The organism is Sphingopyxis sp. TUF1, assembly GCF_036687315.1.
Classification (GTDB): Bacteria; Pseudomonadota; Alphaproteobacteria; order Sphingomonadales; family Sphingomonadaceae; genus Sphingopyxis; species Sphingopyxis kveilinensis.
Genome location: NZ_CP144683.1, coordinates 2358457 through 2385438 on the forward strand (window position 1 = coordinate 2358457; position 26982 = coordinate 2385438).

Annotated in this window: 25 protein-coding genes; 10 read left to right on the top strand and 15 right to left on the bottom strand. The window is 65.6% G+C overall.

What is annotated here, in order from left to right:
* Position 1: 1 nt before the first annotated feature.
* The 3 genes from VSX77_RS11090 to VSX77_RS11100 form a co-directional block, all read right to left on the bottom strand.
* Positions 2–487: an SUF system Fe-S cluster assembly regulator gene (locus tag VSX77_RS11090; protein WP_338424666.1), complete on the bottom strand. Its 486-nt coding sequence runs from the start codon at positions 485–487 to the stop codon at positions 2–4.
* Positions 488–1182: 695 nt separating this feature from the next.
* Positions 1183–2070, bottom strand: a complete 888-nt coding sequence (locus VSX77_RS11095; RefSeq protein ID WP_338424667.1) for an AraC family transcriptional regulator — start codon at positions 2068–2070, stop codon at positions 1183–1185.
* A 102-nt stretch (positions 2071–2172) separates the two neighbouring features.
* Positions 2173–3993: a DUF885 domain-containing protein gene (locus VSX77_RS11100; RefSeq protein ID WP_338424668.1), complete on the bottom strand. Its 1821-nt coding sequence runs from the start codon at positions 3991–3993 to the stop codon at positions 2173–2175.
* 71 nt (positions 3994–4064) lie between these two features.
* Between VSX77_RS11100 and VSX77_RS11105 the strand changes: the two genes are divergently transcribed.
* From VSX77_RS11105 to VSX77_RS11115, 3 genes are all read left to right on the top strand, one after another.
* Positions 4065–5135 (top strand): quinone-dependent dihydroorotate dehydrogenase, encoded by a 1071-nt coding sequence (locus VSX77_RS11105; RefSeq protein ID WP_338424669.1) that lies wholly within the window; start codon positions 4065–4067, stop codon positions 5133–5135.
* A gap of 183 nt (positions 5136–5318) precedes the next feature.
* Positions 5319–7010 carry a gamma-glutamyltransferase gene (ggt, locus tag VSX77_RS11110; RefSeq protein WP_338424670.1) on the top strand — a complete coding sequence of 564 codons (1692 nt, stop codon included), beginning with the start codon at positions 5319–5321 and terminating at the stop codon, positions 7008–7010.
* A 128-nt stretch (positions 7011–7138) separates the two neighbouring features.
* Positions 7139–8944: an AMP-dependent synthetase/ligase gene (locus VSX77_RS11115; RefSeq protein WP_338424671.1), complete on the top strand. Its 1806-nt coding sequence runs from the start codon at positions 7139–7141 to the stop codon at positions 8942–8944.
* A gap of 229 nt (positions 8945–9173) precedes the next feature.
* Here VSX77_RS11115 and VSX77_RS11120 read toward each other — a convergent pair whose 3' ends face one another.
* The 6 genes from VSX77_RS11120 to VSX77_RS11145 all read right to left on the bottom strand — a co-directional run bounded on the left by VSX77_RS11120 (position 9174) and on the right by VSX77_RS11145 (position 12568).
* The gene (locus VSX77_RS11120) at positions 9174–9620 is read right to left on the bottom strand and encodes a hypothetical protein (protein WP_338424672.1); all 447 of its coding nucleotides are present in this window, start codon (positions 9618–9620) and stop codon (positions 9174–9176) included.
* A gap of 67 nt (positions 9621–9687) precedes the next feature.
* Positions 9688–10416, bottom strand: coding sequence for a hydroxyacylglutathione hydrolase (gene gloB, locus VSX77_RS11125; RefSeq protein WP_338424673.1), 729 nt, complete (start codon positions 10414–10416; stop codon positions 9688–9690).
* A gap of 113 nt (positions 10417–10529) precedes the next feature.
* Positions 10530–10967 carry a VOC family protein gene (locus tag VSX77_RS11130; RefSeq protein ID WP_338424674.1) on the bottom strand — a complete coding sequence of 146 codons (438 nt, stop codon included), beginning with the start codon at positions 10965–10967 and terminating at the stop codon, positions 10530–10532.
* Positions 10968–10976: 9 nt separating this feature from the next.
* Positions 10977–11414, bottom strand: coding sequence for an acyl-CoA thioesterase (locus tag VSX77_RS11135; protein ID WP_338424675.1), 438 nt, complete (start codon positions 11412–11414; stop codon positions 10977–10979).
* 9 nt (positions 11415–11423) lie between these two features.
* A complete protein-coding gene (locus VSX77_RS11140; protein ID WP_338424676.1) occupies positions 11424–12185 on the bottom strand; it encodes an alpha/beta fold hydrolase in 762 nt (253 codons plus the stop codon).
* Positions 12186–12313: 128 nt separating this feature from the next.
* Positions 12314–12568 carry a DUF6356 family protein gene (locus VSX77_RS11145; protein WP_338424677.1) on the bottom strand — a complete coding sequence of 85 codons (255 nt, stop codon included), beginning with the start codon at positions 12566–12568 and terminating at the stop codon, positions 12314–12316.
* Positions 12569–12873: 305 nt separating this feature from the next.
* Between VSX77_RS11145 and thrS the strand changes: the two genes are divergently transcribed.
* From thrS to VSX77_RS11170, 5 genes are read left to right on the top strand one after another with little or no spacing between them, the layout of a single operon-like run.
* Positions 12874–14874: a threonine--tRNA ligase gene (thrS, locus tag VSX77_RS11150; RefSeq protein WP_338424678.1), complete on the top strand. Its 2001-nt coding sequence runs from the start codon at positions 12874–12876 to the stop codon at positions 14872–14874.
* Between the two features lie 2 nt (positions 14875–14876).
* A complete protein-coding gene (locus VSX77_RS11155; protein WP_338424679.1) occupies positions 14877–15713 on the top strand; it encodes a metallophosphoesterase in 837 nt (278 codons plus the stop codon).
* Entirely contained in the window at positions 15710–16414 is a 705-nt protein-coding gene (locus tag VSX77_RS11160) for a helix-turn-helix domain-containing protein (protein WP_338424680.1), read from the top strand. The genes VSX77_RS11155 and VSX77_RS11160 overlap by 4 nt, the downstream gene beginning before the upstream one ends.
* A 10-nt stretch (positions 16415–16424) precedes the next feature.
* Positions 16425–17579 carry a hypothetical protein gene (locus tag VSX77_RS11165; protein ID WP_338424681.1) on the top strand — a complete coding sequence of 385 codons (1155 nt, stop codon included), beginning with the start codon at positions 16425–16427 and terminating at the stop codon, positions 17577–17579.
* 41 nt (positions 17580–17620) lie between these two features.
* The gene (locus tag VSX77_RS11170) at positions 17621–18382 is read left to right on the top strand and encodes a sulfite exporter TauE/SafE family protein (RefSeq protein WP_338424682.1); all 762 of its coding nucleotides are present in this window, start codon (positions 17621–17623) and stop codon (positions 18380–18382) included.
* Positions 18383–18464: 82 nt separating this feature from the next.
* On the opposite strand, the gene VSX77_RS11175 is transcribed toward VSX77_RS11170, so the two are convergent.
* Both VSX77_RS11175 and VSX77_RS11180 read right to left on the bottom strand, forming a co-directional pair.
* The gene (locus VSX77_RS11175) at positions 18465–20966 is read right to left on the bottom strand and encodes an ABC transporter permease (protein WP_338424683.1); all 2502 of its coding nucleotides are present in this window, start codon (positions 20964–20966) and stop codon (positions 18465–18467) included.
* A 181-nt stretch (positions 20967–21147) separates the two neighbouring features.
* Complete coding sequence (locus VSX77_RS11180) at positions 21148–21858, bottom strand: ABC transporter ATP-binding protein (RefSeq protein WP_338424684.1); 711 nt, start codon at positions 21856–21858, stop codon at positions 21148–21150.
* Between the two features lie 18 nt (positions 21859–21876).
* Here VSX77_RS11180 and VSX77_RS11185 point away from each other — a divergent pair, with 18 nt between their 5' ends.
* On the top strand, positions 21877–22590 hold the full coding sequence (locus VSX77_RS11185) for an arylesterase (RefSeq protein ID WP_338427260.1): 714 nt from the start codon (positions 21877–21879) through the stop codon (positions 22588–22590).
* A 143-nt stretch (positions 22591–22733) separates the two neighbouring features.
* On the opposite strand, the gene VSX77_RS11190 is transcribed toward VSX77_RS11185, so the two are convergent.
* The 4 genes from VSX77_RS11190 to VSX77_RS11205 all read right to left on the bottom strand — a co-directional run bounded on the left by VSX77_RS11190 (position 22734) and on the right by VSX77_RS11205 (position 25839).
* The gene (locus tag VSX77_RS11190) at positions 22734–23057 is read right to left on the bottom strand and encodes a YnfA family protein (RefSeq protein WP_338424685.1); all 324 of its coding nucleotides are present in this window, start codon (positions 23055–23057) and stop codon (positions 22734–22736) included.
* A gap of 84 nt (positions 23058–23141) precedes the next feature.
* Positions 23142–23600: an outer membrane protein gene (locus VSX77_RS11195; protein ID WP_338424686.1), complete on the bottom strand. Its 459-nt coding sequence runs from the start codon at positions 23598–23600 to the stop codon at positions 23142–23144.
* Between the two features lie 297 nt (positions 23601–23897).
* A complete protein-coding gene (gene rlmN, locus VSX77_RS11200) occupies positions 23898–25148 on the bottom strand; it encodes a 23S rRNA (adenine(2503)-C(2))-methyltransferase RlmN (RefSeq protein WP_338424687.1) in 1251 nt (416 codons plus the stop codon).
* Between the two features lie 361 nt (positions 25149–25509).
* A complete protein-coding gene (locus VSX77_RS11205; RefSeq protein WP_338424688.1) occupies positions 25510–25839 on the bottom strand; it encodes a UrcA family protein in 330 nt (109 codons plus the stop codon).
* A gap of 149 nt (positions 25840–25988) precedes the next feature.
* Between VSX77_RS11205 and VSX77_RS11210 the strand changes: the two genes are divergently transcribed.
* On the top strand, positions 25989–26870 hold the full coding sequence (locus tag VSX77_RS11210) for a LysR family transcriptional regulator (RefSeq protein WP_338424689.1): 882 nt from the start codon (positions 25989–25991) through the stop codon (positions 26868–26870).
* The last annotated feature ends 112 nt before the right edge of the window (positions 26871–26982 follow it).

Consider the following 26982-nt stretch of genomic DNA (forward strand, 5'->3'; position numbering starts at 1 on the left):
CCTAACTCGTCGCCCCCGCGAAGGCGGGGGCCGTTGAATGATTGGGGCCTGCGCCGTCGTGCAAATCGACCGTGCCCCTTGCGGGGGTAACGGCAAGGCTCGCCAAACTGATCTCGGCCAGCGCCCCGCGGACCGCGCCGTTCACGACGCCCCAGTGCGGCTGCACCTTGCAGCTCCCTTCGAGCGCGCAATCGTGGCGGCCGTCCTCGACGCAGCTGGTCAGCGCGATCGGCCCTTCGACCGCCTCGATGATGTCGGCGACACTGATCGCCGCCGCGGGCCGCGCAAGCCGTACGCCGCCGCCACTGCCGCGCGACGCGACGAGCAAACCGGCGCGCGCCAGGCTGCTCACCAGCTTCTGCGCGGTCGGCCCGGGAATACCCGTCTGTTCGGCCAGCATAGCCGCGTGAATCGGCACCGATCCGCACTGGCGCGCGGCGGCGCTCATCAGCACCACGGCATAATCGGCAAGGTTCGACAGGCGCATCATCTTTTCCGTCGCAATTGCGAGCGATTCTTAACTGGAGTAAATTACTCCACTTATATAGACGAGCGGTTTGCGCGGTGCAAGCAAGCCGTGATTTGGCGGGGTAAAGATGCGGACGGCGTCGGCTGGCGGGATGACGGAACGGCTGAGGGCGGATTTAGACCGGACGTTGCCGTCGCCCCCGCGAAGGCGGGGTCCGCGGTCCGTTTACACAGCGACGCAGGAGAAGGTCGACGGCGGCCCCCCGCCTTCGCGGGGGCGACGGTCAATTGGGACGCTCACCACCCCGGAGCGGATATTCAAAAAAACGCTGTCCTACACGCACCGACTGTGCCAGCCTTCATCCAGCTCTTTCAATATGTCGACAAACGCGATCGCCGCCTCTCGGATGTGCGTGCGCGAGAGGCGTGCGCGCATGGCGGACAGGCAAGGTCAACCGGTGCCTGCGCAAGGCTGACCTTTACTGACTTTTGGACGGATTGCGCCGACGGCGCACCACCAAGCATCGCGCGATACGCAAAAAAAGGCACCCATCCGGCCGGGGCCAAATGAGTGCCAAGATGAAGGTCTCAAGTCCTCGCAAGGAGGGTGAGCTCTTCTGGGTCGCACGGGCCGATTATGCCGGGCGGTCGATTCGCGATTGTATGGAAACGCCAAATCGACCGGACGCGCAATTTTTGTTGGTTAACGGCCGATTATGTCTCGGATACGATCGGGGCGACCTTGCCGGCCAGCTGCTTGCGGCCCTTGGTCGTCGCCTGCGTGTACAGCGTCGGATTGCCGAGCTGTCCCGGCGTCGCGCCGGCAAAGCGCTTGATCTCGCGGATCAGGTGCGACTGATCGTAAAAGGCGTCGCCCAACTGCGCCAATTCCAGTCCCTCGCCGCGCGCAAGCGCCGACGCTGCGCGCACTGCGCGATATTTGCGCGCGAGCATTCGCGGCGACAGGCCGTAATAATATTTGGTCATCCGCTCCACCGACCGGATCGACATGCCCGTTGCCTCGACCAGCGCGGGAACCTGCGGCGATGGCGTCGCAGTGAGCCATTCGTCGACGGTGCGGATGAACCACATCGGCGCCGCCTCGCCGCGCGTCAGCACTTCGCGTGCGAAATTATTGCCGACGACCAGCCGCTCTTCGTCGCTTGCCGCCCGTTCGAGCGCCGCCGCGACATCGTCGATCCACGGGCCGAACAGGTCGGCGGCGTCGATCGCGCGATCGGTCAGCTTGTGGGCATCGTCGCCCATCAGCGCGGCCCAGCCGGCCGGCAACATGCCGAAACCGAACATCGCCGTCGGGCAGTTGGCGATGGCGCGCACGCGGCCGCTGGTCGGGCCGACGATATTGGCGCGGCACGCGGGCGAGCGACTGCCATCGGCAAAGATATATTCGCCGTCGGGAACGCTCATGAAACGAAATTGCGGACGGTCGGCGCGCTCATATTCGTCGAATCGCGGCATGTTGAGCCGCGCGACATAGAAACTCGACACCATGTCCGCCAGATCGGGATCGGGCGGAAAATAATAGAGTTCGAACGGCGTGCTGCCGTCCACGCCCGCTGGCGAGGAAGAAGTTTGCGACATGACAGACCCAGACCCCGACGGCCTTTCCCCCGGCCGTCTCTTTATCTGAGTCAAATCATTTGCTCTTCCGCTCCGTGCGTCAAGCGGCAATTGCCAATTTTGTTAACCTCGCTCTTCCGCGATCCAGGCATCGACGCGCCGTTCGAGGATGTCGAGCGGCACCGGACCCGATTCGAGCACGACATCGTGGAAGCGGCGGAAATCGAAACGTTCGCCGAGCGCCGTTTGCGCTCGCCCGCGCAACTCCATGATCTTGAGCTTGCCGATCAGATAGGCGGTCGCCTGGCCCGGATAGACGATATAGCGTTCGATCGCCTTTTCGATGTCGCCGTCGGGGTTGGGCGTGTTGTCCTTCAGATATTGCATCGCCTGCTCACGGCTCCAGCGCTTGTCGTGGATGCCGGTGTCGACGACAAGGCGGCACGCGCGCCAAAGCTCCATCCCCAGCCGTCCGAAATCGCTGTAGGGGTCGGTATAAAAGCCCATGTCCTTCGCGAGCTCCTCGCTATACAGACCCCAGCCCTCGGTATAGGCGGTGACGCCGCCGAAGCGGCGGAAGGGCGGCAGGCCGGTCAGTTCGGTCTGCACCGCGCGCTGGAGGTGGTGGCCCGGCACGCCCTCATGATAAGCGAGCGCCTCCAGCTCGGTCTTCGACATGTCGCGCAGGTCATAGAGGTTGACATAATAAGTCCCCGGCCGCGACCCGTCGGGCGAGGGCGACTGGTAAAAGGCCTTGCCCGCCGATTTTTCGCGGAATGCCTCGACAGCCTTCACCTGCAACGCCGCCTTCGGCAGCGTGTTGAAAAAGGCGGGAAGGCGCGCTTCCATGGTTTTCACATATTTGTCGACATCGGCCAGATACGCCTCGCGCGAGGTGTGGAAATATTGCGGGCTGGTGCGCAGGTGGGCGAAAAACTCCTGCAAGCTGCCCTTGAAGCCGACCTTCGCCATGATCGTCCGCATCTCGCCGTGAATTCGCGCGACTTCGGCAAGGCCAAGGTCGTGGATCTGGGCCGCGGTCATGTCGGTCGTCGTATAATTGGCGAGCAGCGCTTCATAATAGGCCTTGCCGTCGGGCAGGCGCCACACGCCGTCGGCGGTCGGCGCGCTCGCCTGCTGGCGCTTCATCTCCGCGAGCAGGCGGCCATAGGCCGGGGCCGCGCTTTCGGCCCATGCCGTCTTCGCCGCCGCGATCAGCCGCGCCTTTTCGCTGTCGCTGGCGTCGAGCTTGCCGACCTTGGCGCTGATGTCCTCGATCACTGCATTGTCGGGGCGAAGCAGGTTGTCGATGTCGGAGATCAGATAGGCATAAACCCATTTCGGCGGCTGGATACCGCGCGCCGCGCGTTCGGCCGATTGCGCCGACAGCGCGTCGAGCAGGGGGCCGATCCCGCGGATGCGCGCAACATAGGCGTCGGCTTCGGCGACATTGGCGACGCGGTGGATATTGATGAGGAAAGCCGGCAGCTGGCTCTGCGCGCCATTCATCTGATCGAAGATATAGCCGTGGTTACGGTAAGGGAACAGCCGTTCGGCGCGCGCCGCCGACGCGTTGAACAGCTCGAACGACAGCGCATCGTCGGCGGAGAGCGCCGCGGGATCAAAACTGCTGCGCATCGCCGCCGCAGTCGCCTGCTGCAATTTATGGCTCGCGACCGCGGCCTCGTCGCTGACGTCGTTCCAGCGGCCATAGTCGGCATCGCGGATGCCGCGATACGCTTTGCCCTGCGGGCTGAGCGACAGCTGCGCGGCGTCGTAATTTTCAAAGAATTGGGCGAGGTTGGCGCCGGCCGGGACAGCTTCGGCAGTCACAGGCGGCGCGGCGGTTGCGGGCGCATCCAGCACCGCGACCGGCGCACATCCTGCGACGGCAAGCAGGGCAACGCCGGCGGACAGGCAAGCAAGGGTGCGAAGGTGCGACACGATTTTCTCCCGGTTTATGCGGATATGGCGGGGGGCTTGCCATAGCGCCGCCGCGCGCGCAATGGCGGGCCATGTCGCTTTTTGCTTCGCTGACCGACGCCGCCTACGCGCTCGCCCGCCCGCTCGTTCACGCCACCGATGGCGAGGCGGCGCATAATCTGACGCTCGCCGCGCTCCAGCCGCTGCCGCGCGCGCGTCATGCGCTGACCAGCCCGGCGCTGGCGACCGAGCTTGCCGGACTGCGTTTCCCCAATCCGGTAGGGCTGGCCCCCGGGTTCGACAAGGATGCGCGCGTCGCCCATGCGATACCGCATTTCGGCTTCGGCTTTGTGGAGGTCGGCACGCTCACCCCGCTGCCGCAGGACGGCAACTCGCGGCCGCGGCTGTTCCGGCTGGTCGAGGATCGCGCGATTATCAACCGCATGGGCTTCAATAATGGCGGCCAGGCGGCGGCGGCCGAACGCATCATCTGCCTGCGCGGCCACGGCCTGCCGGTGCCGCTCGGCATCAATATCGGGGCGAACAAGGACAGCGCCGACCGCATCGCCGACTATGCCAAAGGCACCACTGCGATGGCGCCGCTCGCCGATTATCTGACCGTCAATATCAGCTCGCCGAACACGCCGGGGCTGCGCGCGTTGCAGGACCGGGGCGCGCTCGAAGCGCTGCTCGACGGTGTCGCGGCGGCGCAGCCCACGAACGCCGCCAAACCCGTGTTCCTGAAGGTCGCGCCCGACCTCGAACCCGCCGACATCGACGACATTGTGGCGGTCGCGCTCGACAAGGGGCTCGCAGCAGTGATCGTGTCGAACACGACCATCACGCGGCCGACGCTGGCATCGCGCCATGCCGACGAAGCGGGCGGCCTGTCGGGCGCGCCGCTGGCCGAACTCGCGCTCCAGCGCGTCCGCGATTTCCGTAGCGCAAGCGGCGGCAAGCTGCCGCTGATCGCCGCAGGCGGCATCGCTTCGGCAAGCGAGGCGTGGGAACGCATCCGTGCCGGGGCCAGTCTGATCCAGCTCTATTCAGCGATGGTTTACGAAGGGCCGGGCCTTGCGGGCCGCATCGCGCGGGGGCTGGAGACGCTGGTTGCGCGCGATGGATTCGCGCGGGTTAGCGATGCGGTGGGAGTGGACAAGTAAATCCTCCCTGTGGCCGAAGGCCATGGGGAGGGGGACCGCGCCCGCAGGGCGTGGTGGAGGGGCCGCGACGGTAGCGCCAAAGCCCCTCCGTCAGCGCTTCGCGCTGCCACCCCCCAATGGCTTCGCCACAGGGAGGACGGGTTACACTTGCACTCGCCTCAAGCCCGCGCCAATGTCGCGCCTATGCTGAACCGTCTTCTCGCGCTCGTCGCATTCGTCGCCCTCGCTTGTCCCACCCTCGCTGCCGCGCAAGGCGTCACCTCCTCCGCCGATCCGCGCGCGACCGAGGCGGGGCGCGCGATTCTGCATCAGGGCGGCAGCGCCGCCGACGCCGCTGTCGCGATGGTTGCGGTGCTGACGCTGGTCGAACCGCAGTCGAGCGGTATCGGTGGCGGCGGCTTCATGCTCCATCACAGCGCGAGCGACGGCAGCATATCGACGATCGATGGGCGCGAAAAGGCGCCGGCGTCGGCGAAACCCGATCGCTTTCTTGGCGCCGACGGCAAGCCCCGCGACTATTCGGACGCCATTCCTGGCGGGCTGTCGGTTGGCGTGCCCGGAAATATGCGCCTGATGGAAATGGCGCACAAGAAATGGGGCAAACTGGAATGGGCGGCATTGTTTCAGCCCGCGATCAAACTGGCCGAGGATGGTTTTGAGGTTACGCCGGTCCTCCACAACTGGTTGACGCGGTTCGAGTCCGTCTGGAAGGATTTTCCCGATGCGCGCGCGATCTATTATGTCGACGGCAAGCCTGCGCCGGTCGGCACGCGAATCCGGAATCCGGCCTATGCCGCGCTGCTCCGCGAAATCGCCGCGCGCGGGCCCGATGCCTTTTACAGCGGCGCGAATGCGCGCGCGATAAGCGATGCGGTGGCAAGGTCGGCGCGCAATCCCGCGACGCTGACGCCGAGGGATATCGCATCCTATCAGGCAAAGGAACGCCCTGCGGTCTGCACGACCTATCGCATTTACAAGGTTTGCGGCATGGGACCGCCCTCGTCGGGGGCGACCACGGTTTTTGGCATCCTGGGGATGCTCGAAGGCTGGGATATGAAGGCGATGGGCAAGGACAATCCGATGAGCTGGCACTTGCTCGCGGAAGCAATGCAGTTGTCCTACGCCGATCGCGCCGCCTATCTGGGCGATGGTGATTTCGTCGATGTGCCGGTCGCGGGCCTGCTCGACAAAAACTATCTCGCCGAACGCCGTGACCTGATCTCGCCCTATGGCGCCGCGGGACGCTACGAACCCGGCACCCCGCCCGGTGCGAAGCCACGCGCCGCCGCGCCGCCGGTCGCCGAACAGGGGACGACGCATTTCGTCGCGTCCGACGCCGCGGGTAATCTCGTCTCGATGACCTCCACCATTGAAAGCATCTTCGGCAGTCACCTGATCGCCAATGGCTATTTCCTCAATAACGAGCTCACCGATTTCGATCTCGCGCCGACGCAGGACGGCGTGCCCACGGCAAACCGCGTCCAGGCGGGCAAGCGGCCGCTGTCGTCGATGTCGCCAACGATCGTCTATGGCCCCGACGGCAAGGTCGTGCTCGCGGTCGGCTCGGCGGGGGGCAAGCGGATCATCATGCATGTGACGAAGACGCTGATCGGTGTGCTCGACTGGGGGCTCGACGCGAAGGAAGCGATCGCGCTCCCCAACCTCTTTTTCGGCCGCGAGGGTGTGTTGATCGAGAATAACGAAGCGGGGAAAGCGATCGCCGCAAAAATGCAGCCCTTCGGTTACAGCTTCACCCCCACCGACCTCGGCTCGAAACTCAATGCGATCGAACGCACGGCGGAGGGAATGCGCGGCGCCGCCGATCCGCGTGGCCCCGGTAGCTCGGCGGTCGATGGTGCGCCGCCGCAGGGGTGAATGCGCTGATCTTTCTATCTCGTCATTGCTAGGGCCGAAGGCCCGTGGCAATCCAGAGCGGGCAAGGCCGCGCTGAATTTAATTGATAGATCAGAACAGAAAAAGCTTCCCCGGGAGAGAGAGGTAGAATGAAGCTGGAAAACCCCCATCTCGACCATTTTCCCAGCCTGGTCGCGATGTTCTTCGATCGCGCGGCGCGGGGCGGCGACGATCCCTTTCTATGGCGCAAGGCCGACCGCGCCTGGCAGGCGCTCAGCTGGCGCGAGGTCGCCGAGCAGGTTTCCGCGCTCGCGCACAATCTGCGCGAGCTCGGGCTGAAAGAGGGCGACCGGGTGGTGCTGGTGAGCGAAAACCGCCCCGAATGGTGCATCGCCGACCTCGGCATCATGGCGGCAGGGTGCATCACCGTTCCGACTTATACGACCAACACCGAACGCGACCATCAGCACATCCTCGACAACAGCGGGGCCAAGGCGGTGATCGTCTCGACCGCCAAGCTCGCGCGCGCGTTGATGCCCGCGGTGATGCGCTCCGACGCGCATATCGTCGTCAGCATGGAAAGCCTGCGTGTCGGGCAACAGGGCGATGTGTCGGTTCACGACTGGGCGCCGCTCGTGACGGGTGGCGCGGCGTGGGTCGAGGAAACCAAGGCGCGCGGGCTGGGTGTCAAACGCGAGGATACCGCGTGCCTCATCTATACCAGCGGCACCGGCGGCGCGCCGCGTGGGGTGATGCAGCACCATGGCGCGATCTTGCATAACGCCGCGGGCGCCGCCGAAATCCTGGTCACTGATTTCGGGATCGGCGACGAGGAGGTGTTCCTGTCGTTCCTGCCGCTCAGCCACGCTTACGAACATTCGGGCGGACAATTTCTGCCCATCATGGTCGGCGCGCAAATCTATTACAGCGAGGGGCTCGAAAAGCTCGTCTCGAATATCGAGGAGACGCGCCCGACGATCATGGTCGTCGTCCCGCGGCTGTTCGAGGTGATCCGCGCGCGGATGATCAAGGCGGTCGAAAAACAGGGCAAGCTGGCGAACTGGATGCTGAACCAGGCGCTGCGCGTCGGCGAAAAGGATTATGAGCGCCGCATGGGCCTGCTCGACCGGCCGGTCGACCTGATCCTCGACAGATTGTTCCGGCCCAAGATCGGCAAGCGGTTCGGCGGACGCATGAAGGCGCTGGTGTCGGGCGGCGCGCCGCTCAATCCCGAAATCGGCGTCTTTTTCCACTCGATCGGGCTGACGCTTTTGCAGGGCTATGGCCAGACCGAGGCCGGGCCGGTGATCAGCTGCAATCGCCCGCGCGCGGGCATCAAGATGGACACCGTCGGCCCGCCACTGATGAATACCGAGGTGCGCATCGCCGACGATGGCGAAATCCTCGTGCGCGGCGAACTGGTGATGAAGGGGTATTGGCGCAATGCAGCCGAGACTGAGCGCGTGCTCGTCGACGATTGGCTCCATACCGGCGACATCGGCCATATCGACGAGGCGGGCCGCATCGTCATCACCGACCGGAAGAAGGATCTGATCGTCAACGACAAGGGCGACAATGTCTCGCCGCAGCGCGTCGAAGGGATGCTGACGTTGCAACCCGAAATCCTGCAGGCGATGGTCTATGGCGACAAGCGCCCGCATCTTGTCGGCATCCTCGTGCCCGATCCCGAATGGGCGGCCGAATGGGCCGAAGCCGAAGGGCTGCCGAAAGAAATGCCGCTGCTGCGTGAGCATGAAAAATTCCGTGCTGCGATCCGCGCCGCGGTCGACCGCGTCAACGGCCAGCTTTCGGTGATCGAAAAGGTGCGCAAGTTCGACTTCGCCGACGAAGCCTTCACGATCGAGAATGAACAGATGACGCCGTCGATGAAGATCCGCCGTCATGTATTGCGCGAAATTTACGCCGACAAGATTGCGGCGCTTTATAAAGGATAGCTTATTCCCGTTCGTGTCGAGCCCTTCGACTGCCCTGGCAGGCGCTCAAGATAAACTTCGACCTTTGGTCGAAGTCGAGACACCCGTCGGGACAGCGCAGGATCGAGGGGCATCTCGACTTCGCTCGATGCGAACGGATATGATTGGTAACTAAACTCATATGGCAGGCGGGGTGCGACCCGAAGAGATCGGCGCAAACCGGTCCCCGCCTGCGACTGAACCCTTGGGTTCAGCCTTCGTCCCCCGCCGGTTTGCGATAGGGAACGAACTCGCCAAAAACACAGGTCGGGCCGCGAATGCCGCTCGACCGATCGACCAGATGGAAGAAATCGCCGGCGCAGGTCGACGATCCGAACTGGCGTACGACCATGATATCGCTGTCGCGCGCCAGGCCCGGACAGCTGGCTTTCAGGTCGTTGCGGTAGACCAGATTGCCGCTCGCGCGATACAAGAGGATGCTGTCCGACACGCGGATGGTGCTGTTGCTGCGATAATTGGGCAGGCATTGGAGCGGGGCGCCCGGAACCTTGCCAGCAAGCTGTTTGTCGAGCCGCTCGGCCTGTTTCGGGGTGAGCGCGGCGGCGCCAGGCTCGCCCGATCCCGCGGGGGCGCAGCCCGCAGCCAGTGGCATCGCGGCGATCGCCAGCACGACCGCAATCGGGGTCAGCTTGGCCATGAAGATGCTCCTTGTGGCGAGCCAGAACAGGCGCGACCGATGAATCCGTGCTGAAGCCTGTTCACCATCACGCCGCATCCTTCAGCGCGCGGATACGCGCCAGTTCGGCGGCGTCGGGCGCGCGGAAAAAGGGGTTGGTTGCGCGTTCGGCGCCGATGCTCGTCGGCACCGTCGCTTCGCCCGCGGCGCGCGCCGCCTCGACTGCGGTGAGCCGGTTCGTCAACGCCTCGTTGTCCGGATCGACCGTTACCGCGAAGCGCGCGTTCGACAGCGTATATTCGTGCGCGCAATAAACGCGCGTTGCATCGTCGAGCGCCCGGAGCTTTTGCATATTGGCGAACATCTGCTCGGCGGTCCCTTCGAACAGGCGGCCGCATCCCATCGCGAACATCGTGTCGCCAACAAAGATCGCGGCATCGTCCGCAAAATGATAGGCGATATGACCCGCGGTGTGCGCGGGGACGTCCCAAACCTCTGCGACATGATCGCCCAGCCGCACCGTATCGCCGCCCGTCACCCGGACGTCGAGCGTCGGGATGCGTTCATATTCGGCAGCAGGGCCAGTGATCGTGCAGCCGGTGGCTTCCTTGATCGCGGCGTTGCCGCCGGTGTGGTCGGGATGCCAGTGGGTGTTCCAGATGTCGGTAATCGTCCAGCCGCGCGCCTTCGCCGCGTCGAGCACCGGATCGGCAACCGCCGGATCGACGACCATCGTCGCGCCGCTGGCAGGGTCATGGACCAGCCAGACGTAATTATCGCTGAGGACCGGAATACGGACGATGTCGAGCGCAGCCACCTTGTCTCCTTTCCAGCTCTCGCATCCCCATGACGGAGTGGATGCGAGCGGACCTTGGTGCGTCACTCTGCCACAGCTGCCGCGGAAAGTCTCGCTCCCCTCAGCGCCGTATTTTACCAGCTTCCTGTGTTCGGCATCGACGCCCAGGGTTCCTGCGGCGGCAGATGGCCCTCCTGGAGCAGCTCGACCGAAATCCCGTCGGGCGAGCGCACGAACGCCATATGGCCGTCGCGGGGCGGACGGTTGATCGTCACCCCCGCGTCCATCAGCCGCTGGCACGTCGCGTAAATATCGTCGACCCGGTAGGCGAGGTGGCCGAAATTGCGGCCAGCGGTATAGGTTTCGGGGGCGCTGCCATCGGCGGGCGGCCAGTTATAGGTCAGCTCGACCTCGGCGATGCCCGCTTGTCCGGGGGCGGCGAGGAAAATGAGCGTGAAGCGCCCGGCCTCGTTATCGAAACGGCGCACTTCCTCCAGCCCGATCAGCTTGAAGAATGCGACGGTGGCGTCGGGGTCCGACACGCGGATCATGGTGTGAAGATATTTGGTCATGCGCCTATATTAGGCGCGAAGCGGCCGACCTTCAAATGCTTCGAACAAAGATATGAATTCATCGGGCACCGGCGCCGTCGCGCCTTGCGCTTCCTCGACATGGACGTTGACGATCGTGCCTGCGGCGCGAAGCTCGTCTTTGTCCTTGCCGTGCAGCTCGAACAGGAAAGTCATCGAACTCTTGCCCACGCGCGCTGCGCGCACGCAAATGTCGATTTCTTCGTCCAGCAGGATCGGCGCCTTGTAATCAACTTCGGCGCGCGCGACGTGGAATTCGGGGCTGTCGCGCAGCGGCCAGCGGTCATAAACCCCCGCCGCGCGCCAATATTCGGTGATGCCAAGGTCGAAATATTCGAGGTAACGGCTGTTGAACACGACGGCTTGCGCATCGATCTCGGCATAGCGGACGCGCTTGGTGACGTGAAATTTGAAATCGCTGCGGGCCATGTCTGTCCTCTAACTGTTGGTGAGCCGCGCCACCGTATCGATCAGCAGCGCGATGTCGGTGTCGCGCGACAGGCGATGATCGCCGCCCTTGACGAGCGTGATCTGCACATCGTCGCTAGCGAGCGCCGCCGCCAGGCGCAGGCTGATGTCGGGCGGCACGTCGCCATCATCCTGCCCGTGCAGCAGCCGCACCGGGCAGGCGAGGGGGATTTCGGCATCGAGCAGGCGGTTCGCTTCACCCGACTGGAAAAAGCCGCGCGTCGTGACATAGGGCTGATCGCTATAGGGCGTCTCTTCGATCAGCGCGCCCTCGGCAAGGATGATCGCCTTTTCGCTGTCGGTGAAACCCCAGTCGGTGAAGTCGGGCGCTGCCGCAATACCGACCAACCCCGCGATGCGGCCCGGCCCGTCGCGCTGGACGATCGCCAGCGCGGTCAGCAGCATCATCCATCCGCCCATCGACGATCCGACGAGGATGACGGGTCCGTCGACCTTCGCATCGATCAGGTCGAGCACATCGCCGCGCCAGTCGAGCAAGGTCTGGTCGGCGAACAGCCCGTCCGACAGTCCGCACCCCGCATAATCGAGCAGCAGGCACGCGCGCCCTTCGACGGCGGCCCAATCGAACAGCGCGGTCGCCTTGCCCCCCGCCATGTCGGACATATAGCCCGACAGAAAGACGATCGTCGGACCTGTGCCGGGCGTATGGCGATAGGCGAGCCGCGGGCGGCCCGTGCGGTCGAGATAATGAGTGGCGGAGGGTTCGGACAAAAGGGCCTCCTACTCCCGTTCGCGTCGAGCGAAGTCGGGACACACCGAAGGCGTGAATGACCGACGAGCATCCGGACTTCGCTTGATGCGAACGGAATGATGGGTAGCCCTCGGGGCAGTCACGCCGCTCAGATCACCCAATCGACGGTGCTCATCTGCATGGTCGCCTGTCCCTTGGCACGGCGCTGTTCGACCATGATCTTGTTGAGCCGCTGGATCGTGTCGCTGCCGGTCGTGATGCACCATCCCGGCACCACCGCGTGGACCAGCGCACACAACCCGCCCCAGATCATCGTCACCCCGAAGCGCGAGGCGACGAAGAAATGCTCGACATAATTTTCATCGACGCTTTTCGGATGATCGACGAACAGGCGATTGAACATGGTGGCGACCCCTTGCTGCGGCTCGGTGCCGCCCTAGCGGCCATGCGGACCGGTCGCAAGGGCTGGCTAGCTGTGTAGCGTCGCCCGCCGCGATGTCGCGCCAGGCAGTTCGACAGATGCGCCGACGCCAGCGCAATAGCGCCCGCCGAGGGGAGGCACATGGGAGGGGCCTTCCGACAGTAGGCGCCGATTTCGCAATAATACCTTGTATCATTGCAGAGCCTGTCGCCAATCGGCCCCTTGCCGCTCCCGGCGCATACTGGCAAAGGGGCGCGGCAATTTTGCCCTGAAAGGCCGTTTTTTCGATGTCCGAGATGATCCGCGTCACCCTTCCCGATGGCTCTGCCCGTGAAGTCGCGCGCGGGACTACTCCGGCCGAGATCGCCGCCGCCATCGGCCTCGGCCTCGCCAAGGCCGCACTCGCCGCCAAGGTGGACGGCGAGCTGCGCGACATCATGCGCCCGCTGGAGGAAGACACGACCCTGTCGCTGGTGACAAGCCGCGACGAGGCCGACGCGCTCGAACTTGTGCGCCACGACTATGCGCATGTGTTGGCCGAAGCGGTGCAGAACCTGTTTCCGGGGACGCAAATCACCTTCGGCCCGTCGACGAACGACGGTTTCTATTACGATTTCGCGCCGACCGCCGAGCATGGCCCGTTTCGCGACGACGAGCTGCCGCTGATCGAGGAGGAGATGCGCCGGATCATCGCCGCCGACCTTCCCCTGACGAGGGAAGTGTGGGAACGCGACCAGTTGATCGCCAAATGGCAGGCTGATGGCGAGACGTTCAAGGCCGAGTGGGCGCATGAGCTGCCCGAGGGCGAGGAGCTGACCGTTTACCGTTCGGGTGACGGCTGGATGGATATGTGCCGCGGGCCGCACTTGGCCTCGACCGGCAAGCTCGACCCGGCAGCGTTCAAACTCACGCGCGTCTCGGGCGCCTATTGGCGCGGCGACCAGAAAAATGCGCAGCTTTCGCGCATCTATGGCACCGGCTGGCTGAACAAGAAGCAGCTGGCCGACCATCTCGTGCGGCTGGAGGAAGCCGCGAAGCGCGACCACCGCCGGCTGGGGCAGGACATGGACCTGTTCCACCTGCAACAGGAAGCGCATGGGTCGGTCTTCTGGCACCCCAACGGCTTTGTCGTCTGGCGCGAGCTCGAGGCCTATATGCGCCGCGCGATCGACGCCGCGGGCTATCGCGAGGTCAAGACGCCGCAGGTGATGGACGCGCGCCAGTGGGAACAGTCGGGCCATTGGGGCAAATATCGCGAAAATATGTTCGTCATCCCCGACGAGGTGCCGAACACCGAGGATGAAGGCCCGATCGTTTCCGACGCTGCCGAATGGATGGCGCTGAAGCCGATGAATTGCCCGGCGCATGTGCTGATTTTCCGTCAGGGCATGAAAAGCTATCGCGATCTGCCGCTGCGCCTCTACGAAAATGGCTGCTGCCACCGCAACGAACCGCATGGCGCGCTGCACGGCCTGATGCGCGTGCGCCAGTTCACGCAGGACGATGCGCATATCTTTTGCCGCGAGGATCAGATCGTCGAGGAAGTCCGCAATTTCTGCGCGCTCGCCGACCGCATCTACAAGGATTTCGGTTTCACCTATGCGATCAAGCTCGCGCTGCGTCCCGAAAAGCGTTTCGGAACCGAAGAGATGTGGGACAAGTCCGAGGACGAGCTGCGCAACGCGGTGATCGAGGCGGGGCTGGCGACCGAGAAATATGGCTGGGAAGAACTGCCCGGCGAAGGCGCCTTTTACGCCCCCAAGCTCGAATGGCATCTGACCGACGCGATCGGCCGGACGTGGCAGGTCGGCACGATCCAGTCCGACCGCGTGCTCCCCGACCGGCTCGATGCCTCCTACATTGGCGAAGATGGCGATCGGCATCGCCCGGTGATGCTCCACCGTGCGATTTTCGGCAGCTACGAACGCTTCATCGGCATTTTGATCGAGCATTTCGCGGGCCGTTTTCCGACGTGGCTCGCGCCGGTGCAGGCGGTCGTCGCGACGATCGTCAGCGACGCCGACGATTATGCGAAGGATGCGGTCGCCCAGCTCACCGCCGCGGGCATCCGCACCGAGAGCGATCTGCGCAACGAAAAGATCAACTACAAGGTGCGCGAACACAGCCTCGCCAAAGTCCCCCACTTGCTCGTCGTCGGCAAACGCGAGGCCGAGGAAGGCACGGTCGCGATCCGCACGCTCGGCCAGGATGGTCAGCGCATCATGCCGCTCGCCGAAGCGATCGCGATGTTGAAGTCCGAAGCCACCCCACCGGATCTTAGGGATTGATCGTGAAGCCGCGGCGCTGGTTGCGGTGGCTGGCGCTTCTCGCGTTGCTTGGGGTCGCGCTACTTGCGCGGGGCTATTGGAACGCGACGCGCGATCCTCTCGTGCGCACGGCGACGGTCGGTGTGGAGGCGTGGCCTGACGCGCAGCCGCCGCTCCGCATTCTGCTGCTCTCCGACACGCATGTCGCCGGGCCGGACATGCCGCCCGAACGGCTGGCGGGCATTATGGCCGCACTCAACCGGCTGCGGCCTGATCTCGTGCTGGTGGCAGGCGACTTGGTCAGCGAAAAGCTGCTCGCCACGCGGATATACACGCCGCGCGATGTTGTTGCTCCGCTGGCCAAACTGCGCGCGCCGCTCGGCGTCGTCGTGGCGCCGGGCAACCATGATCATTGGTACGCTCCCGACGCCCTTCGCAGCGAACTTGAGCGACTGGGCGTGCGGGTGCTCCAGAATGAGGCCGTCAGGCGCGGTCCGCTGGTCATTGGCGGCATCGACGACGATTATTCGGGCCATGATGATGTACCGAAAACGCTGGCTGCGATGGATGCGCTGGGGCCCGGCGTGCCGCTGGTCCTCTCGCACAGCCCCGATGTCATACCCGCCATCCACCGCCCGGTCGCGGCGGTCCTTTCCGGGCACACCCATTGCGGCCAGATTCGCTTTCCGTTCGTAGGAGCGATTACCTATATTTCGCGCTACGGCGATCGTTTCGCGTGTGGTGACATCCGCGACGGTCGTCATAGGATCTTCGTGGGCGCGGGGCTGGGTACGAGCATTCTTCCGCTGCGCTTCCTCACGCCGCCCGACGTATGGCTTGTCACGCTCGGGCCGAAGTGAGCAGTTCCGAATCCTCTGGCCTTATGGGCATCGGCCGCCACGCGGCGGACGAGCGGCTGCCGCGGCATCGTCATGCCGAGGGGTATATAGCAGTCGTAATTGGCGGCGGATATGAGGAGGCCGGCGACGAGGGGCGCTTCGAAGCACGGCCGGGCATGGTGGTCGTCCACCGCGCCTGGACCGCGCATCTCGACCGCTTCGGCGCGCACGGAGCCGAGGTGCTGAACCTTCCAGCCGTGCAGGGGCTCGCACCGGGCGTCGGCGCGATCGACGATCCTGACACGGCAGCTCGTCTCGCCGAGCGCGACCCGGCGGCGGCGGCGTCCTTTGTCGCCGAGCGGTTCCGCGCGGGCGCGGCGCGGCACGCCGACTGGCCCGACCTGCTCGCTGCCGCTTTGCGTACCGATCCCGATCTGGCGATCACGCCGTGGGCGCGCGACGTCGGCCTCGACCCCGCATCGGTCAGCCGCGGTTTCGCGCGTGCCTATGGCACCAGCCCCAAGCGCTTCCGACTCGAAGCGCGGACGCGCCGCGCCCTTTCCGCTTTGTCCGGCTGGCGCGGCACGCTCGCCGATCTCGCGGCGGACCAAGGTTTTGCCGATCAGGCGCATCTCGCCCGCGCGGTCGCCGCGATGACCGGATTGCCGCCCATCCGGCTGCGGGCAAAGTCCGTCCAAGCCAGCGGGGTGCCGCGCGGCTAGACATGCGGTCATGCACCGCCGACACCTCCTCACCGCCGCGCTCGCGGCCCCCGCCCTTTCGTTTCTGCCCGCGATCCCCGCCATTGCGCAGCAGCGCCCGCCGATGCGCACCCGATGGAAAGTTCGCGCCTCCGAAGGCTTCGACGCGCTGGCCTTTCTCGGCCCGCTGGCGGACGGCGAGCTTTACCTTCCCTATTACAAGGCCGATGCCGACGTCTTCGCCACCCAGCTGCCTGCCGCCGCGCGCGCCGAGATCGCGGCGCTTTGGAAAGAGGCCGAGCGTGCGCAGTTTGGACTGCTCGGCCCGAACCTCTCGGTGCTCTTCTCGAATGGCAATGATGGCGATCTCGCGGCGCTGATCGCAGGGGCCGCCGACCCGGAGGCGCGATTGCTGCCCGCTTACCGCGCCAGCCCCTATTGGGGCGAGGACGACTGGCGCTGGTTCGTGGACGTGGCGCCGCGGCTTCGCGCCGTGTTTGAGGCGATGCAGACGGCGGGCTTTGCCGCGTTTCGCGAACGCCGGATCGGCGATATCGGCGCGCGCATCGCCGAACTGACGCGCGCTCTTGGCGACTATGACGTGATCCGCTGGCACGAAAAGCTCATGGGGCGCGGATTCGACCCGCAGATCGAGGTCGTGCTGCTGCAATTCTGCAAACCGCACGGGATCAAGGTCCAGGGACAGACGTTCCTGCAAGCGACCGACTGGGGCGTGCCGATCACCGTGCGCAACGCGGCGCACGAGATGCTGCACCCGCCGATCCCGATGGATGGGCCCGCGGCAACCGCGGCGCTGGCGCTGCTTGCGAAGGATCCGCTGATCCCCCGCATCGTCGCCGACCATGATCCCAAATGGGGCTATACGACGCTCGAAGGGATGCTGAACGAGGATATGGCGCAGGCGCTCGACCAACTCATTAGCGAGGCTTTGGGTGTCGCGCGAAATCCCGCCGACCGCTGGCGCAAGGCGGACGACGGCATCCATGTGCTCGCGGGCGCGATCTACGGAATGTTGCGGCAGGACCGTTGGGGGGAAACCGGCGGCTCGATCGAGGCGTGGCTTGCCGATGCCGTGCGGGCGGGACGGTTCGATCCGCCGCGGCTCCATGCGATCGCCGCGCAAGTGCTCGAACGGCCAGTGAACGCGCTCTGGCCGCTCAGCTGAGGGGCTAGCCGGGTCCCGTCAGCTGCGGTATCGGCCGCGCGATGACCAGCTTGTCCAACCTTGTCGGCCTTGCGCCGCTGACGCTTGCCGGCGCCGCCCTGATGACCTTTGGCGCGGCCTATGTCCGCGGGCTCACCGGGTTCGGCATGGCGATCATCCTCGTGCCTTTGCTCGGGCTCATCATGCCGCCGGGGGAGGCAGTGGTGATGGGCATCCTGCTCCAGTTGCTGATCGGTCCGGTCGGGTTGCGGGTCATCGTCGCCGACGCCGACCGCGCGACCGCCTGGCCGATCGGATTGCTCGCGATGGCGCTGACCCCGCTCGGCATGGTCGCGCTCGACCATACGCCCGCCGACCTCGCGCGCCTGCTCATCACGCTCGCCGCAGTTGCCGCCTTCGTCGCTGTGCTGCTTCCGAAACAGGCGGAGGGGCATCGGCCCGGAAAGCTCGCAGTCGCGGGCACGGGCATCCTGTCAGGCATCCTCACCGGCTTTGCCGCGATGCCCGGCCCGCCGGTCGTGCCCTTCTACCTGCGCCGCCGCGTCGAGCCAAATGTCGCACGCGCGTCGATGCTGATGATCTTTTTCATGACCGCCATCGCCGGAACGCTCGCGGCGCTCTGGCTGGGCATCGCCAGCTGGCGGCTGCTCGTCGTCGCGCTGGTCCTCTTTGCGCCAATGTGGCTCGGCAACCGTATCGGCGCACGTCATTTCGGCCGCGTACCGCCGCATATCTGGCAGGCGATGGTCGCGGTCGTGCTGGGGGTTGCGGCGGTGTCGGCGGTGGTGCGGCTTTTGAACTGACCCTATTTCCCGTTCGCATCGAGCGAAGTCGAGATGCCCCACGGTGTCTCGAGTTCGCTCGACACGAGCGACAAAATGACCGTCACAGACTCCGCAGCGCCTGGGCGGGTTTCGCCGACAGCAAGGGCCAGCTTCCGGCGATCCCGATCAGGAAGGACAAACCGGCGCCGCCGATCAGCGTCGCACCGACGATCAGCGGGTCGGGGGCGAAAGTGAATTCGAACAGGCTGACGACGACATAGCGCGCCGCGATCAGCCCCAGCCCCAGTGCGAGCAGCGCCAGCACCGCCGCGAGCACCGCATATTCCATCGCCTGCGCGCCCAAAATCTGCCCGCGCGTCGCGCCGAGCAGCTTCAGGATCACGCTGTCATAGACGCGCCGTTCGCGGCTTGCCGCGATCGCACCGATCAGCACCGCGATGCCGGCGAGGATCGCGATGCTTGCCGCGGCGGCGATCGCCTGGCTCATCTGGGTGAGGAGCAAGGTCACCTGGCTCACGACATCGCGCACCGCGATCAGCGATGCCGAGGGGAAGGTGCGCGGAATGCTGCGCGCCAGCTCTTCCTCGGCAGGCCCCCCTACGGCAACCGTCGCGACCATATTGTGCGGCGCGGCGTCGAACGTGCCGGGCGAAAAGACGAGCACATAGTTCAGCCCGAAATTGTCCCAATTGACGGTGCGGAACGACGCGACTTTCGCCTGCACCTCGACCCCCAGCACATTGACCGACAGCGTATCGCCAAGCTTCAGGCCGAGCGTGTCCGCCACCTCCTGCTCGACGCTGACCAGCGGCGGTCCCGCATAGTCGGCCGCCCACCAGCTGCCGCCGACCAGCTCGCTGCCGTTCGGCAAACTGGGGCTGTAGGTCAGCCCGCGATCACCGCGCAGCACCCATGCTCCCTCGGGCAGTTCGGCGAGTTCATCGACGCGCTGCCCTCTGAATTCGGTGATGCTGCCGCGCAGCGCGGGGATCATGTTGATCTCGGCCTGCGCATCGGCGGCAGTCACAAGGGAGCGGAAACGCGCGGCGTCGCTGCGAGGGACATCGAGCACGAAGAAACTCGGCGCGCGTTGCGGCACGGTGCGGGTGATTTCGGCGGTGATGCTCGTCTGGATCGCCGCGAGCGTCACGAACAACGTAAGGCCGAGGCCGAGCGCGACCACCAGCGCGCCGGTCGCGGCGCCGGGGCGGTGCAGGTTCGCGAGCGCGAGGCGGAGAAGCGGGAGGCGCGGGCGCGGCAGGCGGCTTGCAATGCGGCGCACCAGCCAGCCGAGCGCAACGAGGATAAGCAGCAGGCCGACCGCGGCACCGACGAAACCCAGCGCGAACAGCGGCTCGCGCGCGGTGCCGACCGCCAGCGCGACGATCGCGACAAAGGATACGGCAACAGCGATCAGCGCGGACCGGTCGATCCGCGCCGCGCGGTCGACCGTGGCGCGGTACAGCCCCGCCGCGGGTACATGCTTCGTCGCCGCGAGCGGCGGCAGCGCAAAGGCGATGGCGATCAGCAGGCCATAGGCGGCACTAACCGCGAGTGGCAGCGGATAGAGCGCGAACCCCGGCCGCACCGGCAGCACGTCGCCCGCGATCCAGCCGATCGCGGCGGGCGCAAGCGCGCCGACCGCTAGCCCCGCGACGATCGAAATCGCCGCCACGGCCAAAATCTGCAACCCATAGATGCGCAGCACGGTCGCGCTGTCGGCGCCAAGCACCTTCAGCGTCGCCAGCCCGGGCCGCTTGCCCGCCAGATAGCTTGCGACGCCATTGCCGACGCCGATCCCTGCAATCACCAGCGCTGCGAGGCCGACGAGCGACAGGAATTGTCCCATACGCTCGATAAAGCGCCGCGTGCCGGGCGCGCCGTTGCTGCGGTCGGTGATGTCCCATCCCGCATCCGGAAATTCATCGGTCAGCGCCTTGCCGACCGCTTCGGGACTGGCGCCCGCGGGGAGGCGCAGACGATATTTGCTCTCATAAAGGCTGCCCGGCTGGATCAGCTGCGTCGCGGGCAGGTCGGCAAGCCCGATGATCGCAACGGGGCCCAGGGTGAAGCCTTCGCCCAGCCGGTCGGGTTCTTCTGCGATGATGCCGTCGATGCGGAAGGATTTGTCGCCGAATTTAACTAGGCCACCAACCTTGAGGTCGAGGCGCGAGGCCATATCCTTGCCGATCCAGATGGCGCCGGGCGGCGGTGGGCCTTTACGCGCGCCGCTTTCCAGCCGCAGCTGCCCATACAGCGCATAGGCGCCATCGACTGCCTTCAGTTCGGACAGCAGCGCATCGCCGTCGGGGTCGTTCGCCATCGCGCGCATCCGCACGGTGGCGGAAGGCGTGCCGACGCGGCGAAAGGCGGCCATTTCCTCGGGCGTGGCTTCGCGCTGCGGAATGCCAAATTCGATGTCGCCGCCCAGGATCGTCTGCCCGCGCACCTCCAGCTCCGACGTGATCCCGCGCGTCAGACTGCCGATCGCCGCAAGCGTCGCAACGCCGAGGAACAGGCAGACCGCGAGTAGCCGCAGCCCGCGGATACGCGCAGCAAGGTCGCGGCGCGCGATCCGCCAGAGCGAGGCGAGGGGGAGCATCAAATCCTCTCTGCCGCGAAGCGGTGGGGGAGTCGCAGACGGCGCGCAGCGCCAGCGGGACCCTCCGCGAAGCGGATGGCGGAGGGGTCGCGACGTCGGCGCCATTGCCCCTCCGTCAGCGGCTCCGCCGCTACCACCTCCCCACGGCTTCGCCGCAGGGAGGATCGGCCCGCGAGTCCGCTCACGCCCGTTCCTCGATCCGGCCATCATGCATCACCACCACGCGGTCGCAATGCTCGGCCAGTTCGGGGTCGTGGGTGATGATCAGCAAGGTCGCGCCCAGCGCCGCGCGGCGCGCGAAGATCAGCTCGATAATCGCATGACCCGTCGCGGTGTCGAGATTGCCCGTCGGTTCGTCGGCAAAGATGATCGCCGGGCTGCTCGCCATCGCGCGCGCGATCGCGACGCGCTGCTGCTCGCCGCCGGACAATTGCGCGGGATAGTGCGTCAGTCGGTGCCCAAGCCCGACTGCTTCGAGTTCGGCGGCCGCGCGGCCGAACGGATCGGCGATGCCCGCCAGCTCCAGCGGCACCGCGACATTTTCGAGCGCGGTCATCGTCGGCAACAGGTGAAAGGCCTGAAGCACGATGCCGATGCGGCCGCGCCGCGCGCGCGCCAGATCATCCTCGTCCATCGCTGCGAAATCGAGCCCCGCGACGTTGATCGACCCGCCGTTCGCGCGTTCGAGCCCCGCAAGCACCGCCATCAGCGAGCTTTTCCCCGACCCCGACGGACCCAGCAGCGCGACCGAGGTGCCCGCCGCGACCTCCAGATCGACCCCGCGCAAAATTTCGACAGGGGCCTTGTCGCTCCCCAAGGTCAGCGTCACATTATGAGCGGCGATCGCGAGATCTGGCGCCAGATCCGGCGATTGTCGTGCGGTGTCGGGCAAGGAGAGAACCCTTTGGAAATGAAAACGGCCGGATGGCCTTCTGCCCTGATATATGGTTGCGTCATCGCGCTTTGCCAACCGCTTGCCGCCTGCGGCTCGGCGGAGGCGCCACCGGCGTCGACGAACGGCGGAAAGCAAGCGGAGGAAACCGCCGCGATTCCCGCCGACGCTCCGCTCGTCATCGCGTTCGGCGACAGCCTCTACGCGGGGTATCAGCTGGGACCGAAAGAGGGACTGGCGCCGCAACTGCAGGCCGCGCTCGCCGCCGACGGCTTTATCGCGCGCGTCCAGAATGCGGGCGTGTCGGGCGACACCAGCGCCGCCGGGCGCCAGCGGCTGACTTACGTGCTCGACAATGCGAAGGTAAAACCCGCGCTCGTCGTGCTGGGGCTCGGCGGCAACGACATGCTGCGCGGTATCGGGCCTGACCAGACGCGCGCCAATCTCGACGCGATGCTCGCCGAACTTCAGAAGCGCGACATCCCCGTGCTGCTCACCGGCATGATGGCGGCGCCGAACCTCGGCAGCGACTATGCGGACAATTTCAATCCGATCTTTCCCGATCTCGCCGCAAAATATGACGCGAGCTTCTACCCCTTCATCCTCGACAATGTCATCACCGACAAGTCGCTGATGCTGGGCGACAATCTCCATCCCAATGCGAAGGGGGTCAAAGTCGTGGCCGAAGGGCTGGCGCCGCTCGTCGAACAAGCGCTGCCGGACGCGGAATAAATCCTCCCTGTCGCGCAGCGATGGGGAGGGGGACCGCTCGCGAAGCGAGTGGTGGAGGGGCAACAACGGCCGTGTCTTGGCCCCTCCGTCAGCGCTTCGCGCTGCCACCTCCCCATCGCTGCGCGACAGCGAGGATCAGTACCTCAACTCCCCCGCGGCCCGAACAATATGATCGCCGCGCCACCCAAACACACCGCCGCGCCGATCAAATCCCAGCGGTCGGGCTTCGCGCCCTCGACCGCCCACAGCCATAGCAAAGCCGCGGCGATATAAACCCCGCCATAGGCGGCATAGGTGCGCCCCGCATAATCGGCCTCGACCAGCGTGAGCAGGTACGCGAACAGCGCGAGCGAAGCGATCCCCGGCACCACCCACCACGCCGACTTGTCCATCCGAAGCCACGCCCAGAAGGCGAAGCAGCCCGCGATCTCCGCCAGCGCCGCACCGATATATGCAAAAGCCGTCATGCGCGGCACCGTGCCCCGCTGCTGCGCAAATGAAAAGGGGCGACCAATCGGCCGCCCCTTCCTGTTTCATCGCTGACCGAAGGATCAGAAAGCGAAGCCGACGCCGACGACGAAGGTGTCGAAGTCGCCGAAATTCTCGATGAACTGGTGGCGGTATTCGCCCTTGGCGTACAGGTTCTGGCCCAGCTTGTGCTGGTAACCGGCACCGACATAGGGATCGTCGATGTCGCCGAAAGTATAGCCGCCGGTGGCGTAGAGCTTGCCGTTGGCGCCGATCTTGGCACCGGCGCGCGCGCCGGCCGAGAACTGGACGTTCGCGCCATCGACGAGCACCTTGTCGCCCGCGATTTCGGCGCCGAGGAAGGTCGTGCTGCCGAGGTCGAAGTCATAACCGACGGCAACGCCAGCCGTGGCTTCTTCCTGACCGTTACCGGTGATCAGGCCGCCGCGAACTTCCACGCGGCCTTCGCCGCCGGGGGCCGCAAGGGCGGGGGTGGCGACAACGGCCGAGAGGAGAGCGGCTGCAACTGCGAATTTTTTCATTTTTCGTTCCTTCGTTCAAATCAGGACCACGCCCTTTGGGTCGCGGCCCGGCCCCTAAATGGGGTTCGCGGCTGTCGCTGCAATGAACGGATCGTTCAGATTATGACAATTTTCTTACCTGTGTTATTTTTACCACACGGTATAGAATAGCTATGCGATCGCGGCGACGCGAAAATGGCGGAAAAGCTGATAATATTTGAGGTCCTCGTCATCCCGGCGAAGGCCGGGATCTCGCCATCGCGTCCTGATGCACCGGCGAGATTCCGGCCTTCGCCGGAATGACGGCAGGGTATGGGGCTATCCCAGCGCGGCCTGCTTTTCCTCGGCAATCCGGTCGAGTTCGGCGCGCGTCGGCTTGATTGCCGCGCTCTTCAGCTGCCCGCACGCCGCCATGATGTCGCGCCCGCGCGGCGTGCGGATCGGCGCCGAGATGCCCGCCTTGAAAATCAGGTTGCTGAACGCGCGGACGCGATCGGGCGTCGAACATTCATACGGGGCGCCCGGCCACGGGTTGAAGGGGATCAGGTTGACCTTCGCGGGCAGCTTATACTGCTTGATCAGGCGGACGAGTTCGCGGGCATCGTTGTCGCTGTCATTCTTGTCCTTCAGCATCACATATTCGAAGGTGATGCGCCGCGCATTGTTCGCGCCCGGATAGTCGGCGCACGCCTGCAGCAGTTCCTCGATGCCATATTTGCGGTTCAGCGGCACGATCTCGTCGCGGATTTCCTTGTTAACCGCGTGCAGTGAAACCGCCAGATTGACCCCGATTTCTTCGCCCGCGCGCGCCATCATCGGCACCACGCCGCTCGTCGACAGGGTGATGCGCCGCTTGGACAAAGCGAGTCCGTCGCCGTCCATGACGATCTTCAGCGCGCCCTTGACCTCGTCAAAATTATACAGCGGCTCGCCCATGCCCATCATCACGATGTTGGTGAGCATTCGCCCGTCGGCGGTGTAATGGCCGACCGCATCGTCGTCGGCGTCCTCGTCCTCGGGGTCGGCGCCAAAGCCCGCCATCGTTCCCTTTGGCCATTCGCCGAGCGCGTCGCGCGCCAGCAGCACCTGCCCGACGATCTCGCCCGCGCCCAGGTTGCGCACCAGCCGCATCGTCCCGGTGTGGCAGAAACGGCAATTGAGCGTGCAGCCGACCTGACTCGATACACACAGCGTTCCCCGGTCGGCGTCGGGGATGAACACCATCTCATATTCCTGACCGTCGGCGGCGGCGAGCAGCCATTTGCGCGTGCCGTCGCTCGACACCTGCGCCTCGCGCACCGTCGGGCGGCCGATGATGAAACGGTCGGTCAGCCACGGGCGCATCGTCTTGGCGATGTCGGTCATCGCCTCGAAATCGGTGACGCCGCGGTGATAGATCCAGTGCCAGATCTGTTTGGCGCGCAGCTTCGCCGCCTTGGCGTCCAGCCCCGCCTCGACCAGCACGCCCCCAATGGCATCGCGCGTCAGCCCGACCAGGTCGATGCGATTGCCGCCGCGCAGGGGAACGGTGCCCGTCGTGACGGGGTCGATATGGCCGGGAATCTGCATGATGCGGCGCGATATAGTGGGGAAGGGGGAAAAGCGCAATTGCGCGCGACAATCCTCCCCTGTCGCGCAGCGATGGGGAGGATCGTAGCCGCAAAGTCGGGATGCGACCGAATCTAACCGTCGCCCCCGCGAAGGCGGGGGCCGCCGTCGGTTTGCACGGCGACGCAGGGAAAGGTCGATGGAGGCCCCCGCCTTCGCGGGGGCGACGGTTTATTGGAAGCGCAACTCACCGCCCCAAAACCGCCCCATCACTCGCTGACAGGATAAGGCCCCGCATTGCACGCTACATAGCAAACCGGGACCGCGATCGTGCCCGGATCGCGGTCCCGGTGCTGACGAACCGTGCAACTTCGGTTCGCGGTCAGTTGCCGATCGAGCTGACCTGGATGGCTTGGTCGCGCATGGCGCCGGCGATCGCGACTTGGGCCTGCGCCGACGCCATGGCGCGCGTGTCGCGGCGGCACTGGCGGACATTATTCTTGCCTTCGATGTCGTATCCGGGCGCATCGCCGCATACCTCGACGACAGCGCGCCAGATACGGCGATCGAGCGTTCTGGCGCCCGCCTCGGTGCGCAGGTCGATGTCGCGGTGGGCCACCGCAACGCTGACTTTGGCAGGGACGCGTTCGGCCGATACGGGCTGAACGACAAGCGCGGCAGCGGTAGCGGCGAGGATCATAAGCTTTTGCATCTTCTGTCTCCATCGGCCGGCTAGGGAGGGGAGTAAGCCGGTGAGATTCTATATATCGCACTGCACAATGGTCATGGAGCAACGATGTTGCGCGACCATTCTGCAAAATTGCAGAATGAGGCTGGCGCGATTATGACGCACAAGGCGCCATGTACGATTGGAACGACCTCAAGGCTTTTCTGGCCGTCGCCGAAACGGGCAGCACGCTTGCCGCTGCGCAGGCAATGCGCGTCAGCCAGACGACCGTCGCGCGGCGCATCGCCGCACTCGAAGCGGCGACGGGTGTTACGCTCTTCGAACGGAGGCAGGCGGGCTATGCGCTCACGCCGGTGGGTGAGGCGATGCTGGCGAGCGCCGCGGCGGTGCGCGATGCCGCCGCCCGTTTTGGCGAAGCCGCGGGTGCGCGCTCGCGTGATACGGGCGGCACGGTCAGCCTGACGGTGATGGAAATCATCGCGGTGACGATCCTGCCGCCGATCCTGCGCGATTTGCGCGCCGAACATCCGGGGATCCATATCCAGCTCGACACCTCTGACGAACCGCGCGACCTGGCCGCCGGCGCCGCCGACATCGCGATCCGCAGCAGCAAGCAGCCCGCGGGCGCCGGCCTCGTCGGCCGCCGCATCGCCGACAATCCGTGGACCGTCTATTGCAGCCGCGACTATGCCGACCGCAACGGCGTGCCGCGCAGCCGCGAGCAGCTGGCGATGCACCCTTTCATCGGCGGCGGCGGCGGCGTGTGGGAACCCTATCAGGCCTGGCTGCGGCAGTACGGGCTCGAGGCATCGGTGGTCATGCAATATGATACAGCGACCGGGCTGCTTTCGGGAGTGCGCGCGGGGATGGGCCTTACCGTCCTGCCCGCCTATCTCGCCGACCGCGAACCCGACCTCATCCGCTGCATCCCGCCCAAGAGCGACGACACGACGGGGCTGTGGCTGCTCACGCACGAACGTCTGCGCCATGTCCCGCGCGTGCGGCTGGTGCTCGATTTTCTGGCAAAGGAATTAACGAAGCTCGGCCGGGAGTAGCGTGGCTAGAAATCGCTGTCCTACTTGGGCCGCCCGCCATAGGCTGATCGCATGGCGCACGGCTCCACATGGTTGCAGCAAGGCTTACGGGCGATGCCGGCAGGCCTTCGCG